11 protein-coding genes are annotated in these 15531 nt (G+C 58.6%); 7 read left to right on the top strand and 4 right to left on the bottom strand.

Features of this window, described 5'->3' with window-relative positions; translation table 11 throughout:
* Entirely contained in the window at window positions 1-1254 is a 1254-nt protein-coding gene (gene mexE, locus EYC95_RS00360) for a multidrug efflux RND transporter periplasmic adaptor subunit MexE (RefSeq protein ID WP_131058577.1), read from the bottom strand.
* A gap of 311 nt (window positions 1255-1565) precedes the next feature.
* Complete coding sequence (locus EYC95_RS00355; RefSeq protein WP_131058576.1) at window positions 1566-2483, bottom strand: LysR family transcriptional regulator; 918 nt, start codon at window positions 2481-2483, stop codon at window positions 1566-1568.
* 268 nt (window positions 2484-2751) lie between these two features.
* Between EYC95_RS00355 and EYC95_RS00350 the strand changes: the two genes are divergently transcribed.
* The 4 genes from EYC95_RS00350 (at window position 2752) to pgm (ending at window position 9047) form a co-directional block, all read left to right on the top strand.
* Window positions 2752-3774, top strand: coding sequence for a zinc-dependent alcohol dehydrogenase family protein (locus tag EYC95_RS00350; protein WP_131058575.1), 1023 nt, complete (start codon window positions 2752-2754; stop codon window positions 3772-3774).
* Window positions 3775-4332: 558 nt separating this feature from the next.
* Window positions 4333-5811, top strand: coding sequence for a hypothetical protein (locus tag EYC95_RS00345; protein ID WP_131058574.1), 1479 nt, complete (start codon window positions 4333-4335; stop codon window positions 5809-5811).
* Between the two features lie 67 nt (window positions 5812-5878).
* Window positions 5879-7279 carry a PLP-dependent aminotransferase family protein gene (locus EYC95_RS00340; protein WP_131058573.1) on the top strand — a complete coding sequence of 467 codons (1401 nt, stop codon included), beginning with the start codon at window positions 5879-5881 and terminating at the stop codon, window positions 7277-7279.
* A 121-nt stretch (window positions 7280-7400) separates the two neighbouring features.
* Window positions 7401-9047: a phosphoglucomutase (alpha-D-glucose-1,6-bisphosphate-dependent) gene (pgm, locus tag EYC95_RS00335; protein WP_131058572.1), complete on the top strand. Its 1647-nt coding sequence runs from the start codon at window positions 7401-7403 to the stop codon at window positions 9045-9047.
* A gap of 160 nt (window positions 9048-9207) precedes the next feature.
* On the opposite strand, the gene EYC95_RS00330 is transcribed toward pgm, so the two are convergent.
* Window positions 9208-9903 carry a pirin family protein gene (locus EYC95_RS00330; RefSeq protein ID WP_131058571.1) on the bottom strand — a complete coding sequence of 232 codons (696 nt, stop codon included), beginning with the start codon at window positions 9901-9903 and terminating at the stop codon, window positions 9208-9210.
* 280 nt (window positions 9904-10183) lie between these two features.
* On the opposite strand from EYC95_RS00330, the gene EYC95_RS00325 reads away from it, so the two are divergent.
* Complete coding sequence (locus EYC95_RS00325) at window positions 10184-12658, top strand: UvrD-helicase domain-containing protein (protein WP_131058570.1); 2475 nt, start codon at window positions 10184-10186, stop codon at window positions 12656-12658.
* Window positions 12659-12716: 58 nt separating this feature from the next.
* Here EYC95_RS00325 and EYC95_RS00320 read toward each other — a convergent pair whose 3' ends face one another.
* Window positions 12717-12992: a DUF1652 domain-containing protein gene (locus EYC95_RS00320; RefSeq protein ID WP_131058569.1), complete on the bottom strand. Its 276-nt coding sequence runs from the start codon at window positions 12990-12992 to the stop codon at window positions 12717-12719.
* Window positions 12993-13254: 262 nt separating this feature from the next.
* On the opposite strand from EYC95_RS00320, the gene EYC95_RS00315 reads away from it, so the two are divergent.
* The gene (locus tag EYC95_RS00315) at window positions 13255-14070 is read left to right on the top strand and encodes a nuclear transport factor 2 family protein (protein ID WP_131058568.1); all 816 of its coding nucleotides are present in this window, start codon (window positions 13255-13257) and stop codon (window positions 14068-14070) included.
* A 50-nt stretch (window positions 14071-14120) separates the two neighbouring features.
* Window positions 14121-15527: an FAD-binding oxidoreductase gene (locus EYC95_RS00310; protein WP_131058567.1), complete on the top strand. Its 1407-nt coding sequence runs from the start codon at window positions 14121-14123 to the stop codon at window positions 15525-15527.
* The last annotated feature ends 4 nt before the right edge of the window (window positions 15528-15531 follow it).

Here is a 15531-nt window from a genome sequence, read left to right as displayed (position 1 = left end):
TTAACCGCGTGGAGACGCAGCAGCCAGTTTCACAACCGAACCCGGCGCGACCTTGGCAGGTGCGACTTGGGGCAGGTTGCTGGCTTCCAGCGCTTGTCGTTGTTGAGCGAGTGCCGCGATGGTTTGTTCGCTGGCCATCGGGATCACTTCAGGGGTGACTGGCGAACCGGGACGTACCCGTTGCAGACCCTTGACGATGATCGTGTCGTCCTTGTTCAGGCCGTTGCGCACAATGCGCAGACCTTCGATTTTCGGACCCAGCTCGACGGCGCGGTACACAGTCTTGTTGTCGGCATCCATCACCAGCACGAACTTTTTACCCAGGTCGGTGCCGACGGCTTCGTCGTTGATCAGCACGGCGGAGTAGGTGCCGCTGCCGACCAGCTTCAAACGGGCATACAGGCCCGGGGTGTAGGTGCCGTCGGTGTTGTCGAACACGGCGCGACCACGAATGGTGCCGGTTTGCGGATTGACCCGGTTGTCGACGAAGTTCATCACGCCCTGGTGCGGGTTGCCGTCTTCGTTGGACAGACCTAGGTAAACCGGGGTGGTGGCGCCGCGTTTGCCCTGACGAGCGAGCTGGGTGTATTTGAGGAACACACGTTCGTCGGCATCGAAGTAGGCGTAGACCTTGTCGGTGGAAACGACGCTGGTCAGCGCGGTGGTATCGGCGGTCACCAGGTTGCCGGCGGTGATTTCCGCACGGCTGACGCGACCACTGATTGGCGCGGTGACACGGGTGAAGCTCAGATTCAGCTTGGCCAGGTCCAGTTGAGCCTGGATCGCACCGACGGCCGCGCGGGCTTCCTGGGAAGCGCTGGTGCGCGAGTCGGCGAGTTCAGCAGAGATTGCGTTGCTGGTGCGCAAGCGTTCGCCGCGCTGGGCTTCATTTTCGCTGCGGGTGGCGTTGGCGCGACCTTGGGCAACCAGTGCTTCGAGGCGGCGGACCTCGGCCTGGAAGGGACGTGGGTCAATCTGGAACAGCAAGTCGCCTTTCTTGACCAGCGCACCTTCAGTGAAGGCCACTTCATCAATCTGGCCGGAGACCCTTGGACGAATTTCTACGGTTTCTGGCGCTTCAAGGCGCCCGGTGAATTCGTCCCACTCGTTGACCGGTTGTTCCAGTACCTTGGCGACACTGACTTTCGCCGCAGGCATGGTAGCGGCAGACTCCGGAGCCTTGCCGCAGGCGCTCATCACCAGTACGGCCAACATGGCCAACGGGAAGCGCAAATGTTTGAGTGACTGTTCCATGGATGCATCCGCCAATGTATTGAGATGGGCGGATGATGAGCGGCGGGGTGGTATCGCACGAATCGAATGAAGCGAAGGTAACTATCATTCGGAATGATATGAGTCTGAAGCAAGCCCTCTAGCATGCACCTTGCGTTGAGGAGCAATCAATTGGATTCATGACAATTCAGTGTTGCAGGTAATGCAAAGGAATGGCTTGAAACCGAGTTGCGCCCTTCGCGGGCAAGCCTCGCTCCTATAGGTGGGCGCGATCGACTGTAGGAGCGAGGCTTGCCCGCGAAGGGGCCATCAGCCCCAACACAGGGTCAGGATCAGGCCAAGCTATCCGGGTCACCAAAAAACATCTGAATCCTGGACCGCAACCAACGCTCACCCGGATCATTGTCCTGCGACCCACGCCACGCCATGTGCAATTCAAAGCTGCGCACCGGCAACGGTGGGTCTTCAGCCCGCACACCGCCAGCCGCTGTCAACGCGTCAGCCGTGTAATCGGGCACCGTCGCGACAATGTCGGTGCCGCTGATGAGCGTGCTGAGCCCGTTGAACTGCGGCACCGCAAGTACCACGTGACGTTTGCGCCCGAGCTTTTCCAGTTCTTCATCTATAAAGCCGCTCAGGTCGCCGGCAAACGACACCAGCGCATGGGGGCGGTCGCAGAAGTCATCCAGGCTTAACGGCCCTGGTACCGTATCGGCACGCAACAGCTTCGGCATGCTGCGACGCAGCACTTTGCGCTTGGCGTTGGCCGGCAGGTCGGCGGTGTAGCTGACGCCGATGGAAATCTCGCCCGAGGCCAAAAGGCTTGGCATCAGAATGTAGTTGGCCCGACGCACCACCAGTACGATTCCCGGCGATTCGGCGCGCAAGCGTTTGAGCAGCATCGGCAACAACGCGAACTCGACATCGTCCGACAGGCCAATGCGGAATACCGCCGTACTGGTCGCCGGGTCGAATTCCGCCGCACGGCTGACCGCGGTGGAAATCGAATCCAGTGCCGGAGAGAGCAGGGCGAAGATTTCCACCGCGCGGGCCGAAGGCTCCATGCTGCGCCCGGTTCGCACGAACAACGGATCATCGAACAGCCCGCGCAGGCGCGAGAGCGCCGCACTGATGGCCGGCTGACCGAGGAACAGTTTCTCCGCAGCACGGGTCACACTGCGTTCGTGCATCAATGTTTCGAAAACGATCAACAGGTTCAGGTCGACACGACGCAGGTCATTACGATTCATCTGGAGTCCTGGCAGAGTCATCAAGCTTGACGAGAGCGGCCATATGAGAACAATGGCCGGCATGAATCTTACGGGGAAAGGCTGCTACTCTGCACCGAATAATTCAGTTTCCCTGGAACGGCTACCCGGATTTTTACGACAACCGTTGATCCTGTGGATGCTGCGGAATCAATGACAGGCATGTCGACTATTAATAGCCACTGATAGTCTTGGGTAGAAAGCCCAGATAGAGTTCAGGGCATTAGAGGTTTCTTTGACGAGGTTTGCGATGTCCCGCACGATTCGTTTTCACAAGTTTGGTCCAGCCGAGGTGCTCAAATGCGAAGAGCATGCGGCCGCTCTCCCTGCACCGGGCGAAGTGCAGGTGCGCGTCGAGGCGATTGGCATCAGCTGGTACGACATTCTCTGGCGCCAGAATCTGGCCTCATCACACGCTCGTCTGCCTTCTGGCCTTGGCCATGAAATGTCCGGCGTCGTAACGGCGGTCGGCGAGGGTGTCGATGACCTGGCAGTCGGTGACAAGGTCGCCAGCTTCCCGGCTGAAAGCCCCAACGACTATCCGGTCTACGGCGAGCAGATTGTTTTGCCGCGCTCGGCACTGACCCGTTATCCGGACGTGCTCAGCCCGATTGAAGCCAGCGTGCACTACACGCCACTGTTGATCGCCTACTTCGCTTATGTCGATCTGGCACGGGTCAAACCCGGGCAATTTGCCTTGGTGACCGACGCGAGCCACTGTGCCGGTCCATCCTTTGTGCAACTGGGCAAGGCGCTGGGTATTCGGGTCATTGCCGCGACCAAGACGTCGGAGGAGCGCGAATATCTGCTGTCCCTCGGCGCCGAGAAAGTCATCGTCACTGAAGAGCAGGATCTGCTGATGCAGATCAACAAGATCACCGACAACCGCGGCGTGGACGTGGTGTTCGATGGCCTTGGCGGCCCGCAGATGTCGCTGCTTGGTGATGTGCTCGCGCCTCGTGGCAGCCTGGTGTTGTACGGCCTGCAAGGCGGTAACCAGACGCCGTTCCCGGCCTGCGCAGCGTTCCAGAAGAACATTCAGTTTTTCGTTCACTGTATCGGCAACTTCACCGGCAAGCCGGAACTGGGCATCATTCAGGACCAGGTCGCACTGCAACGTGCCTTGCGTGACATCAACCAGCTGACCGCTGACCGCGTGCTGCTGCCGCTCAAGACTCGGGTCTTCCCGTTTTCCGAGTTTGTCGAGGCGCACCGTTACATGGACGAATGCCCGTGTCGCGAACGGGTCGCCCTCCAGGTCGAACCGGCCTGATACCCCTGGAACAGTCCGTGCTTGCACGGACTTTTTCATTCCCCCTCCGAAAATCCGAGACGTCCCGTCCACCTGCGATGGGTCAGTTCAGCAACTGAACTGGTTTTTGCTCTCAATCTGTATCTTCTAATCATTATGTAAGCCACGATAATTGAATGATTACTTTCATCTCAAGGAATGAGCTATGGCTGGGTATCGGATAGATACTGTTCATCGCGCTCCGGCAATACAAACTCAACAAATAGTGCGTTATCGATCAATTGCCGAAAAACTAAAGACGACTTCTTTCTTTATTTCTCGTGCTACATGTCTGTGGGACGCTGTCGGATATTTCCTAGGATCTCGCGGATGGTCGCAAGACGCCCGCTCTGCGGGGCTTTGCAGCGATCGCGCATTGGCGGGATCACAAGTAAGCTCGATTCATTTCAAATAATTACCAAAAACTAAGTGTTAGCATTTGAAATCAAGCACAACACTTTAATCATGACAGGCGGCCGTTTGCGCAATGCATACAGTTGTTTGCGTGACATCGAACCTATGCGTAACAGGTAAACAATGATGACCCATACCCATGAGCAGGCAATGAACTATGTTTATCAGCAAGTACTGCAGCGTTTGCTGAGTTTTTTCTCACGCGCCGAGCGCACCGCATTGCAGCTGATGATTCAGCGCCTGGTGGTCGCCGCGGGTGGCATGGAGCGTATCGGCGAATACAAGGTGTTGGCGATCCAGTCAGGAAGCCGCGACAGTTGCTACACGCTTGCGCTGCTGCGTGCCGCGCAATTGAGCATCGCCGGTCGGGCGCCTGCGACGTTCCAGCTGCGAGTGGCGACCTTGCGCACGAACGGGGCAAGCGCGACGGCCCTTGAAAACATCCATCACAGTTGCAGTGCGTTGTTTCTCTACGACGATCCTCGGGTCGAAGTGGTGATGGTCGATAACCGGGAAGTCCTGCCGTTCAGCCACCTGACGCCGGTTTCCGAAGCCGGTCGCGAGTCGAATCGCCTGAATCTATTGATGGTTGGCCACCGTCGAGCCTGGAACGGACCGCTCGACCTATGGGATGACGGGTACCTGGCAGCCGGCGAGTTTTATGGGCAAATCTCCCGTTGGGAGCGGGGCGTCGATGCGTTGGTCAGCAGCGATACCCCTCGTCAGCAAACGCAATTCATGGATGGGTTGAACCGTGCGGCTCGAAAGGCTGGTCTCAAGGCGTCGAGTTACCCTGAATCCGGTTACGAGGCGCTGTTCGCACGACTGGATGAACTGGGCAGTGATTGCTACCGCGAGTTTTATCCTGAACATACACAGGCCGAGTGGCGCCCGGCCGAATGTTTTGAGGCGTGTCGGCGCACGACCTTCATCGATATTCACGACATGCTGGTCAGCAACCTGGAAGATCGCTGGCCACTGCTCACCGAGTTTCTCGGGTTTAAACCTGACGAACTGGCGGCTCAGCTCAGCGATAACGAATTCGTCAGCCTTTCGATTTTCGCGCACGTTCGGGGGCTGGAAGCCTGTTTTGTTCATGGCCGCACGTATGAAGCGGGCTTTGCCGAACACGTGCAGCGAGCCTTGGTCATGATGCGTCGCAAACAGATTCCCGAGCGCTTTTGCGAGCAGGCAATGGAGGCGTTCGGCATGCCGTCGCCAATGTCCGATCAGCGTGCATTGGTGACGGCCGAGGCCCAGAAGCACCTCGGTTTGAGCGAGGCTCAACTGGTGTGCTTGTTGTTTGCACCCTTCGTCGAGAACGGCGCCTCGCTTGAGCGTTTTCTACGCCAGTGCCATCCCGGCATGCTCGTGGCGTTGCCTGACCTGCACCGAGCGATGCAGGGCAACCCGGCGCCCGAGCAAGTTCTGCAATGGATGGTCGACGTCAGCGGGTTACCCGTCAGTTTGATCGGCACGCTTTACCGCATGGGGCCGGTGGCCAGGGGCGAGGAACCTGGCACGGCAATCGATGATGCGGGAATGCAAGCGTCGGACATCGACGCGGGTGCCGCCGCGAATGGCGAACGGTCAATGGGTCGTTGAAAGTGCCCGGTTTTACTGCGTTCACCCCCAAACGCCGCGCCGTGCGTAGCGTATTCGGTCATTGTCCATGAAGGGCCCACGCGAAACCGACTTCGCATATCAGGCGGTGTACCGTTACCTGACCAACCTCATCAACGAGCCGGTCAGCGACACGCGAGTCCGTCTTCCTTCGTTGCGCCAGTTGGCGGACCGTCTGAGTGTGTCGATTTCCACTATCCAGTACGCCTACTCGCTGCTGGAAAAGGAAGGTCGGGTGTATTCGGTCGCCAAATCCGGTTACTACGCGCTGCCCGTGTCGTCCATTCGCCCGCTCAGCAGCGGCAATGACCTGCTCGAGACGGTCTATTTGAATGCCAGGCGTCCAGGAATGCTGGTGTTGAGCGCGGATGAGCCGGCGTTGTTACAGCCCCTGGACAGTCCGTTGCTGCTACTGGAAAGAGAACTGCTGCGTCAGTATCCGCGCCAGCCGCAACCGACTTCACAACCTTGCGGCGAACTGGAGCTGCGCGCCGCCCTGGCCGCGCGCTATACCTCCTCTCCGTCACGCTGCTGGCACGCCGATGATGTCTATATTGGCGCCGATTTGCGTGGGGTGCTGGAGATACTGATCGCGGTGCTTTGTCTCAAAGACGCCAAGGTTGTCGTCGAATCGCCCTGCGACTGGACGATTCTGCGCTTGCTCCAGGACGCTGACGTCCACGTCATCGAGCTGCCCTTGCAAGCCAATGGCAGCCTGGACCTTGAGCAACTGACGCAACTGCTGGAGACCGAGCCGGTGCGACTGATCATGCTTTCATCCGGTCTCAATATGCCGCGCGGAAGTATGGCTTCCCAGAGCAACAGGCAGTCAACCTCTCAGCTACTGGAACGTCATGGCAGTTGGGTGTTGGAGAACGACTGCTACGGCGAACTCGAATTCGAGCCAGACGGCGTGCGGTTTCGCGATCTGCTGAACCCGGATCGACTGATTGTTTTTTCCACCTTTGAAAAATCCATCGGGCCGGAGGCGCCCTATGGCTATCTGCTCTCGCGGCAACTGAGCGTCGAACTGCAGCGGCATTTCCTGTTGCGTTCGTTCCGGTTGTCGCCGATTCGCCAGAAAGCCATCGCACGGCTGTACAGCAACGGGCGAATCGATCAGCACCTGGTGGTCTTGCGACGGCTGCTCAGGGATCGCAAAGTGCACATGACTCAGCTGTTGCAGGAGCGTCTGGGCGATGCCTTGCACTTCGTCGAACCCTTGGGCGGTGCGACGATCTGGGCCCGGTCATTGCGCCAGGTCGATGTACGCCGGGTGTTCCATCGCCTGCTCAGACACCAGGTGGTGATCGCGCCAGGAGAGCTGTTCAGCCTTCAGGGGTTACACGCGCAACACCTGCGCCTGAGTCATACCTTCGGCGGCGACCACGATCTCGCGGCGGCCATGGGTTTATTGGGGGATGCGTTGCGACTGGAATCAATCGATTGAGCAGGGCCGGGGACTCTGGAGATTGATAACATTTCGCTCGGGATCGATAACGTCGCGCTGCGGTCAAACTGCCAGTAAACTGCGTTCCTATTCCTGAACCACTCTATTCCAGAGGTTTTGCATGACACTCAGTCCTTTTGCGGGCAAACCGGCACCGGCAGAACTGTTGGTCGACATCCCGCGACTGGTAACGGCCTATTACACCGGCCAGCCTGATGCCGCCATCTCTACCCAGCGCGTCGCCTTCGGCACGTCCGGACACCGAGGCAGCTCGTTCGACCTGAGTTTCAACGAATGGCATGTTCTGGCGATCAGCCAGGCGATCTGCCTGTACCGCGAAGCACAGGGCATCGACGGCCCACTGTTCGTCGGCATCGATACGCACGCGCTGTCCACTCCGGCCGGCGCCAGCGCCCTGGAAGTGCTGGCAGCGAACGGCGTCACCGTCATGATCGCCGAGGGTGACGAATACACGCCGACCCCGGCAATTTCCCACGCGATTCTTTGCTACAACCGTGGCCGAACTTCGGGCCTGGCGGACGGTATCGTCATCACCCCGTCGCACAACCCGCCGCAAAGCGGTGGCTACAAATACAACCCCACCAACGGTGGCCCGGCCGATACCCACATCACCAAGTGGATCGAGGCCAAGGCCAATGAGTTGCTGGGCAACAAGCTGGCCGGCGTCAAACGCATCAGCTACGAGCAGGCGCTGAAGGCCAGCACGACCCATCGTCACGATTACCTCAATACCTATGTCGCCGACCTGATCAACGTGATCGACTTCGACGCCATCCGTGACGCCAAGCTGCGTCTGGGTGTCGATCCGCTGGGCGGAGCAGGGGTGCGCTACTGGTCGGCGATTGCCGAGCATTACCGTCTGGACCTGGAAGTGGTCAACAAACAGGTCGATCCGACGTTCCGTTTCATGACGGTCGACTGGGACGGGCAAATCCGCATGGACCCATCGTCGAGCCATGCCATGCAAGGCCTGATCGGTCTGAAAGATCGCTTTGACGTAGCGTTCGGCTGCGACCCGGATCACGATCGCCATGGCATCGTGACCCCCTCCGGTGGTTTGCTGGCGCCGAACAGCTACCTCGCCGTGTCTATCGACTACCTGTTCCAGAACCGTCCGCAGTGGCGCGCCAACGCTGCCGTGGGCAAAACCGTGGTCAGCAGCGGCATGATCGATCGTGTGGCCAAGCGTCTGGACCGTCGCCTGTACGAAGTGCCGGTCGGCTTCAAATGGTTTGCTGACGGTCTGTTCGACGGCTCGCTGGGTTTTGGTGGCGAAGAAAGCGCCGGTGCCTCGTTCCTGCGCAAGGACGGTGGCGTCTGGAGCACCGACAAGGATGGCTTGATTCCGGCACTGCTGGCCGCAGAAATGACCGCACGCACTGGTCGCGATCCGAGCCAGGCCTACCGTGCGTTGACCGATGAACTCGGCGAACCGTTCTCGGTACGCGTTGACGCCAAGGCCAATCCTGAACAGAAAGCCTTGCTGAGCAAGTTGTCACCGGACCAGGTCACCTCGACCGAACTGGCCGGCGAAGCGATCCAGAGCATCCTCAGCCATGCGCCGGGCAACGACCAGGCCATTGGTGGTTTGAAAGTCATGACCGAGAATGGCTGGTTCGCGGCTCGGCCTTCGGGCACCGAGGACATCTACAAGATCTACGCCGAGAGTTTCGTCAGTGACGAACACCTCAAGCAGTTGGTTGCAGAAGCTCAGACCCTGGTGGATGGCGCTATTTCTGCGAAGTGATTGAGGGCCCCATCGCGAGCAAGCTCGCTCCCACAAGGATTGCGTGAACCCTGTGGGAGCGAGCTTGCTCGCGATAGCGTCGGCACAGTCACCCACATTTGTGTATGAAAAAAGGGGCGACCATAACGGTCGCCCCTTTTTTTTTCCTGCGTTTACTGCATCAAGCCAGATCCACCAACACGATCTCACTGTCCTCAACCGCAGTCACCCGCAACACCTGTTCATCAGCCACGGCCACACCGTCTCGAGCGTGTGCACGCAAGCCATTGACTTCTATGACACCGGTCGCCGGAACCAGGTAAGCGCGACGGCCACTGTCCAGGCGATATTCGGCGGACTCACCAGCCTTCAGGTTCGCCGCCACCAGTCGTGCATCGGCACGGATGCGCAGGCTTTGATCGTCCCCCGTCTTGCCGCTGGCCAAGGTCACGAAACCTTCGCGCTGGCCTTTCGGAAATGGCTTGGCGCCCCAGGAAGGAGCCAGACCGGACTCGTTCGGAATGATCCAGATCTGGAAGATCCTGGTTTCGCCCGCTTCCAGGTTGTATTCGCTGTGGGCGATCCCGGTACCAGCGCTCATGACCTGAACATCGCCCGCTTCGGTGCGACCCTTGTTGCCAAGGTTGTCTTCGTGGGTAATTGCACCTTCACGAACGTAGGTGATGATTTCCATGTCCCGGTGCGGGTGTTTCGGGAAACCGGTGCCCGAGGCAATCACGTCGTCGTTCCAGACTCGCAGGTTGCCCCAATTCATGCGTTTCGGGTCGTGGTACTCGGCGAACGAAAAGTGGTGATGGGCATCCAACCAGCCATGGTGGGCACCGCCCAGAGAGTTGAAAGGTCTGAGTTCAAGCATGATCGTCTCCTGAAAAGGTTCGTCATGGGGCAGAGCGCCTGGGCCACGAAACGAGAACCGGTGGTTGATGGCGGGCATCATCTATCAGACACCAATCGATAAAAAGCGTAAAAATTGCCTCAATACAATCGAATTAGTTGATGTTAAATAACCTCGAAACGTTCTCATCTAGCCTTCACTTCATCGTATAAGCCAATGACCTGTAAGCATTTCACTAGAACTCAACGGCAAATACGGACACCATAGCCCTCAACAGCCTCACACCCTGGAGTCAGTCCGCGTGCCGCAACACACCCCCGATCTTCCTCCCGAACTTCGTCCCCTGGCCGAGATGCCATTGCTCAAGCGCCTGGCCGCCCGGTTCTTCGGTCATGGCCTTACCCGACTGCGCGCGCAACACCGTGCGTCGTGGCTGCACGGGCAAGCCGACGGTTTTCGCAGTGGTCACAGTGCCGGGGTCGATTACGGCTATAAGGAAGGGAAAGCCGAGGGGTTGGAAGAAGGTCGGCAGGTTTTGTTGATCCGCGATTCGCGCTCAACCGAGCACCGGCCACCTAACGTTGACGACAACTTGTTCGACGATTGGCGCCTGCCATTGAGTGCCGAGTTGAAGAAGCGCATGAAAGCCGATGTCGCCCGACTGCTGCCACCGCACGCCCAGCCCAGCGCTGCCCAGTGGAAGATGATTTTCAGCGACACGCCTTCGACGTCAGTGATTGCCGGGGCCGGGGCGGGCAAATCGACGACTCTGGTACTGCGCATCTTGCTGCTGACCCATTACCTGGGGTTCGAGCTGAGTTCGATGACCGTGGTGACCTTCACCCGCGAGTCGCGCAAAGACTTCATTAATAAGCTGATCGAGTTATTTGCAATGTGGGGCCGTGCGCTGAGCCTCAAAGAGGCACGGGATCTGGTGCGCACCTTCCACTCCCGAATTTTGCCAATGGTTCGCAGTCTGCCGGGCTTCGAGCGTCTGCAAGCGTTCGAAAACCTCAGCAATCGCGCGCAGAACGGCGATGAGGAGGTCGACAGCAATCCCTTCGACCTGCGCATCAACGACGCCCAGCGTCAGCAACTCAATGCCTGTTTTCACAGCCTGCACACCCGCGATGAGCGTTTTCGCGAGCTGATCAAGCCGTTGTCCCGTCACGCTTTGCAGCTCAAGGAGTTGGAGCGCGATCACCCCGACGTGCAGAAGCGCATGGCAGTGACCGAGTTGGCGGCCAAACGTGACGAAGAGCTCTGCGACACTGTTGAAGATCTGTGGTTTCGCGCCGGCGCCTGGCCGATAAAAGGCATCGAGCCCAATCGGCAGTCCTTCGACATCAATGGTGCGACCTTCCATTGTCACGGCTACATTCCGACGCTGGACGCCTGGGTGGTGCTGGGATTTGATCCTCGGGAAAGTCCGCAAGTCAGCCGCCCAAATGCCAAGTTAACCGTTCGCGCGGAATGGGCTGTCAAGCGCACCCTGTTTCAAGCTTTCTGTCGTAAACCATTGATATGGTTAGATAGTTACGAGTCATCCAAGCGTGTATTGGCCTCCTTGGCGGGCGATGCCAGTGCCGGGCCTGGCTTCGATTACAAGGTCAAAGGAGAGCTGGGGTCGGCTCCCTTGCTGGACTGTTTTGTGGCTTCCGCCGGGTTTATCGAAAACCTGGGCCTGGATGTGCCGAATGCTGTCGGTCAAATGAGTTTCGCCAAGGATGACCCGGACCGGTTTTTCTTCGAGGCCTTGAGCCTGTTCTGGCGCGCCCTGGAAGATCACTTGCTTGACCAAAAACCACCGGTAATGACCTATAACCGGATGTTTGCCTTGTTCAGCGAGCATTCCCCGGAAAACCTGAAATTGCTGGGCGATGAACTGCTGAGGCCTTTGTCTCATCTGATGATCGACGAATTTCAGGACGTATCGCCGCAGATTGTCTCCTGGATTCGTGCCAGCCTGGCCGAGATCCGCAGTCGCGGCCCGGGAATGCACGTGGGGCGTGGCGCGCAACGGTCATCCTTGCTCTGCGTCGGCGATGACTGGCAGTCGATTTATGGCTGGCGCGGCAGTTCCCCGTCGTACTTCATGGAGTTCAACAAGGAATTCCCGTCTCCGAGCACGACGAAGGTGATGCTCAGCGACAACTATCGAAGTCATCAGCACATTATTGATGCTGCCGAGCATATCGTCCGCGCAGCACCATCGATCGCAGGAAAGAAGGCCAAGGCCAGCGGTGAACCCAAGGCACTGTTGCCGGTGAACGTCATGGATAGGGACGATCAAGGAATGGCTCAGCGTTTGATCCAGCATTACAGACAGGGCGATTCAATCTTGATGCTGTATCGAAAAAGCATCGATAAGTTATTGATAAAACAGCATATTCAATCTGTAGTTAATGTAGATTCTAGCCTGCCGTACGAAGCGCGCCGGATCAAACAACTGACCTATCACAGCGCCAAAGGCCTGCAAGCTGACGCGGTGTTTTTGCTCGGTGATTGCCAGCACCTGACCAGTTCTCCTTACAAGAACCAGGTCTATCGGATGGCCGGACTTGGCAAGTCGGGCGACAACGAGCCGTACGACAACGCGCAGAAAGACGAAATCCTGCGACTGGCTTACGTCGGCATCACTCGGGCGGTGAGTCATTGCTATTGGTATGTCGAGGGGCAGGACACTCAGGCTGCGAACATGCCCAAGGCTTCTGACCGGATTGGCAAGGACAAGCCGTTTTTCGCCGATCACCGCCAGGGTCAGAAACTGGCTTGAACCCGAGCCCCACAAAAAAGCCCACAGGATGTGGGCTTTTTTGTGGGGCGGTTGGCCTTCAGGCATAACTCTTGAGGGCCACTGGAGGAATGAAAGACTCAAGTTCGTCTTCCACGGCTTCGATTATTCGTTCTACGTCCGCAGCATTCATCACGGTAGCGCAAGGAATGCCTGCAATGGCGATCATGGTCTCGCCACTGGCGCGGTCAAACAGGCGGGCAATCATGCTGCCCGGTGCGTCCATGCTCGCCTCGAATCCCATGGGATGAAAATGCCAGCGCATCAGCTGGCAGGCGTTTGGAAACGTAACTTTACTGAAAGACCCTTGATTCATGTGTTGCCCGCCTTCTTCATCGAGCGCTTCCTTTAGCTCATGTTAGGAGGGAAGAGCCTTCAATGGCTCAACCGGTGACTGCTTTTAAAAGTAGCATCCAGATGTGAAAACCATGTGATATTTTTCAGTCCGTTTGGCGATTGCTTGCGTTTTTTTGATGTGGATCATGTGCCAGGCCTCGCTCGGCGTAGCGCCGATTCGTTCTGGTCATTGAAGCCGTGGCCGAACTTGGGCAAGCTCGATTTTTTTTGCCGAGTCCTTTATGCACGCCGATGATGATGGCCCCCTGCAAACCCAGGCCACGGGGGAGACGGTCATGCGTTACCACCTGTGCTGGAAACACCGGGATCTGGACGGGGTCATGGCGCTGTATCACCCGGACATCCAGTACAACGATTTTTTCCAGAACCGGGTCATGGGCCTGGACGAACTGCGCGAGTACGTGCGCGGCAGCATGCCGCGTAACCCGGATGAAGCGCTGGAGCATTCGGATCGCATACGCCTGGACGGCAACACCGCGTTCATCCAGTACCAGATGACGTTGCGCGGCGGCGAAGGGCTGGTGTCGTTCCGTTCCAGTGAGGCGATCACGGTGCGCGACGGGTTGATCTGGCGTGTCAACGAATACGCGTCCCTGGTGCGCGAACAACCGCAAACGAGCACTGCCACGAACCTGCGCCCGGCCGTCAGCCGTCTCGGGCTTTCACCACGGCAGCTCAGTTTCATGGCGCAAGACCTGCAACAGTACTTCCAGTGTCAGCAGCCTTATCTGGACCCCGAACTCGACCTGCAACGGGTGGCGAAGGAGTGCGGGTACAGCCGCAATCAGATTTCCTATCTGCTGAATCAAGTGTTGGGCCAGAGTTTCTATCGCTACGTGAACCAGGCTCGACTGCAGCATTTACTCGCGGCTCTGGAAGCCGCCACGCCACCGTTGCGCATTGATGAACTGGCGTTTGCCGCCGGTTTCAATTCGTTATCGGCGTTCTACAGCTGTTTCCGCCAGCACACGGGGCTATCGCCCAAGGCTTACGTCAAACAAATTTCTTTGCGTGCACGCGCGCACGACAGTCCCTGAGCCCACGCACTAGGATCGACGCCAACGAAGTTTGAGTGGCGGAGTCCTGCATGTCGGCGTGGCGCACTATCAGTTTGTGGATGGATCAACTCGACGAGCCCCTGTTGCCGCGCCCGGCGCTGGAACACGACCTGGACGTCGACGTCGCCATCATCGGCGCGGGATACACCGGGCTATGGACCGCGTATTACCTCAAGCGCCTGGCGCCAGGCCTGGACATCGCCATCATTGAAGCGCAAACCGCCGGTTTTGGCGCTTCGGGCCGTAACGGCGGCTGGCTGATGGGCAACCTGTTGGGCGAAGACCGTTTATTGGCCGGTTTGCCGGCGGACCAACGCCGCGAATCCTTCGATCTGCTGCACAGCATTCCTGATGAAGTAGAGATTGTTATCGAACGTGAGGGCATCGACTGCGATTACCGCAAAGGCGGCGTGCTGTATTGCGCCGCGCGCTATCCCGAGCAGGAAGCCAGTCTGCGGAGCTACCTCGACAAGCTCTACAGCCAAGGCCTGACCGAAAGCGATTATCGCTGGCTCAGCCCCGAGCAGTTGGCGCAACAGATCAGAGTTGCGAAGCCTTATGGCGGTATCTATGCACCGCACGTTGCGACCATCCACCCGGCAAAGTTGGTGCGAGGACTGGCCAGGACGGTGGAGCGCATGGGGGTCAACATCTATGAAAACAGCGCCGTCACGCAGTGGCAGTCGGGGAGTTTGCGCACTGCCAAGGCTCAGGTTCGCAGTCGCTGGATCGTGCCGGCGGTAGAGGGTTACTCGGTCACTCTGCCGCCACTCGGCCGCTATCAGTTACCGGTACAAAGCCTGATCGTGGCCACTGAACCGCTGTCTGCCGCGACCTGGGATGAAATCGGCCTGAGCCGCGGCCAGGCGTTCAGCGAAAGCAGCCGGCAGGTCACCTACGGCCAGCGCACGGCGGACAACCGCCTGGTATTCGGCGCCCGGGGCGGCTATCAGTTTGCCGGCAAGTTGCGCCATGACTTTGACTTGACCACCAGCGAAGTGGAATTGCGGCGTTATTTGTTCGGGGAACTCTTCCCGCAACTCAAGAATGTGCGGATTACCCACGCGTGGGGCGGCAATCTCGGCATGTCCCGCCACTTCAAGCCACACATGCTTTGCGATCAGGCCAGCGGCATTGCCTTGTCCGGTGGTTATGGCGGGGAGGGCGTGGGTGCCAGCAATCTGGGCGGCAGAACCCTGGCTGATCTGATTCTCGAGCGCGATACCGAATTGGTTCGCCAGCCTTGGGTCATGCCCCAGGGCGGTCTCGACAGGCTCAGGGCCTGGGAGGCGGAGCCCTGCCGCTGGCTCGGTTACAACGCGATCATCCGCAGCTTCGTCCACGAAGACCAGACCCTGGCCAACCCGGCCACGGCCCCCTGGCGCCGCAAACTGGCGAGCAAGGTGGCGGGGTTCATGGAAGGTTTCATGCAGTAAACGG

Source organism: Pseudomonas sp. BGI-2, assembly GCF_004310295.1.
In the GTDB taxonomy this organism is placed as follows: Bacteria; Pseudomonadota; Gammaproteobacteria; order Pseudomonadales; family Pseudomonadaceae; genus Aquipseudomonas.
The sequence above is the reverse complement of the archived record's forward strand: the minus strand, read 5'-3'. Positions and strand labels throughout refer to the sequence as shown.

Bases quoted from the DNA above. Each gene is read 5' to 3' on its own strand.
- mexE (WP_131058577.1), bottom strand. From the start codon at position 1,254: ATGGAACAGTCACTCAAACATTTGCGCTTCCCGTTGGCCATGTTGGCC.
- EYC95_RS00320 (WP_131058569.1), bottom strand. From the start codon at position 12,992: ATGAATCAAGGGTCTTTCAGTAAAGTTACGTTTCCAAACGCCTGCCAG.
- pgm (WP_131058572.1), top strand. From the start codon at position 7,401: ATGACACTCAGTCCTTTTGCGGGCAAACCGGCACCGGCAGAACTGTTG.
- EYC95_RS00330 (WP_131058571.1), bottom strand. From the start codon at position 9,903: ATGCTTGAACTCAGACCTTTCAACTCTCTGGGCGGTGCCCACCATGGC.
- EYC95_RS00310 (WP_131058567.1), top strand. From the start codon at position 14,121: ATGTCGGCGTGGCGCACTATCAGTTTGTGGATGGATCAACTCGACGAG.
- EYC95_RS00350 (WP_131058575.1), top strand. From the start codon at position 2,752: ATGTCCCGCACGATTCGTTTTCACAAGTTTGGTCCAGCCGAGGTGCTC.
- EYC95_RS00340 (WP_131058573.1), top strand. From the start codon at position 5,879: ATGAAGGGCCCACGCGAAACCGACTTCGCATATCAGGCGGTGTACCGT.
- EYC95_RS00315 (WP_131058568.1), top strand. From the start codon at position 13,255: ATGCACGCCGATGATGATGGCCCCCTGCAAACCCAGGCCACGGGGGAG.
- EYC95_RS00345 (WP_131058574.1), top strand. From the start codon at position 4,333: ATGACCCATACCCATGAGCAGGCAATGAACTATGTTTATCAGCAAGTA.
- EYC95_RS00355 (WP_131058576.1), bottom strand. From the start codon at position 2,483: ATGAATCGTAATGACCTGCGTCGTGTCGACCTGAACCTGTTGATCGTT.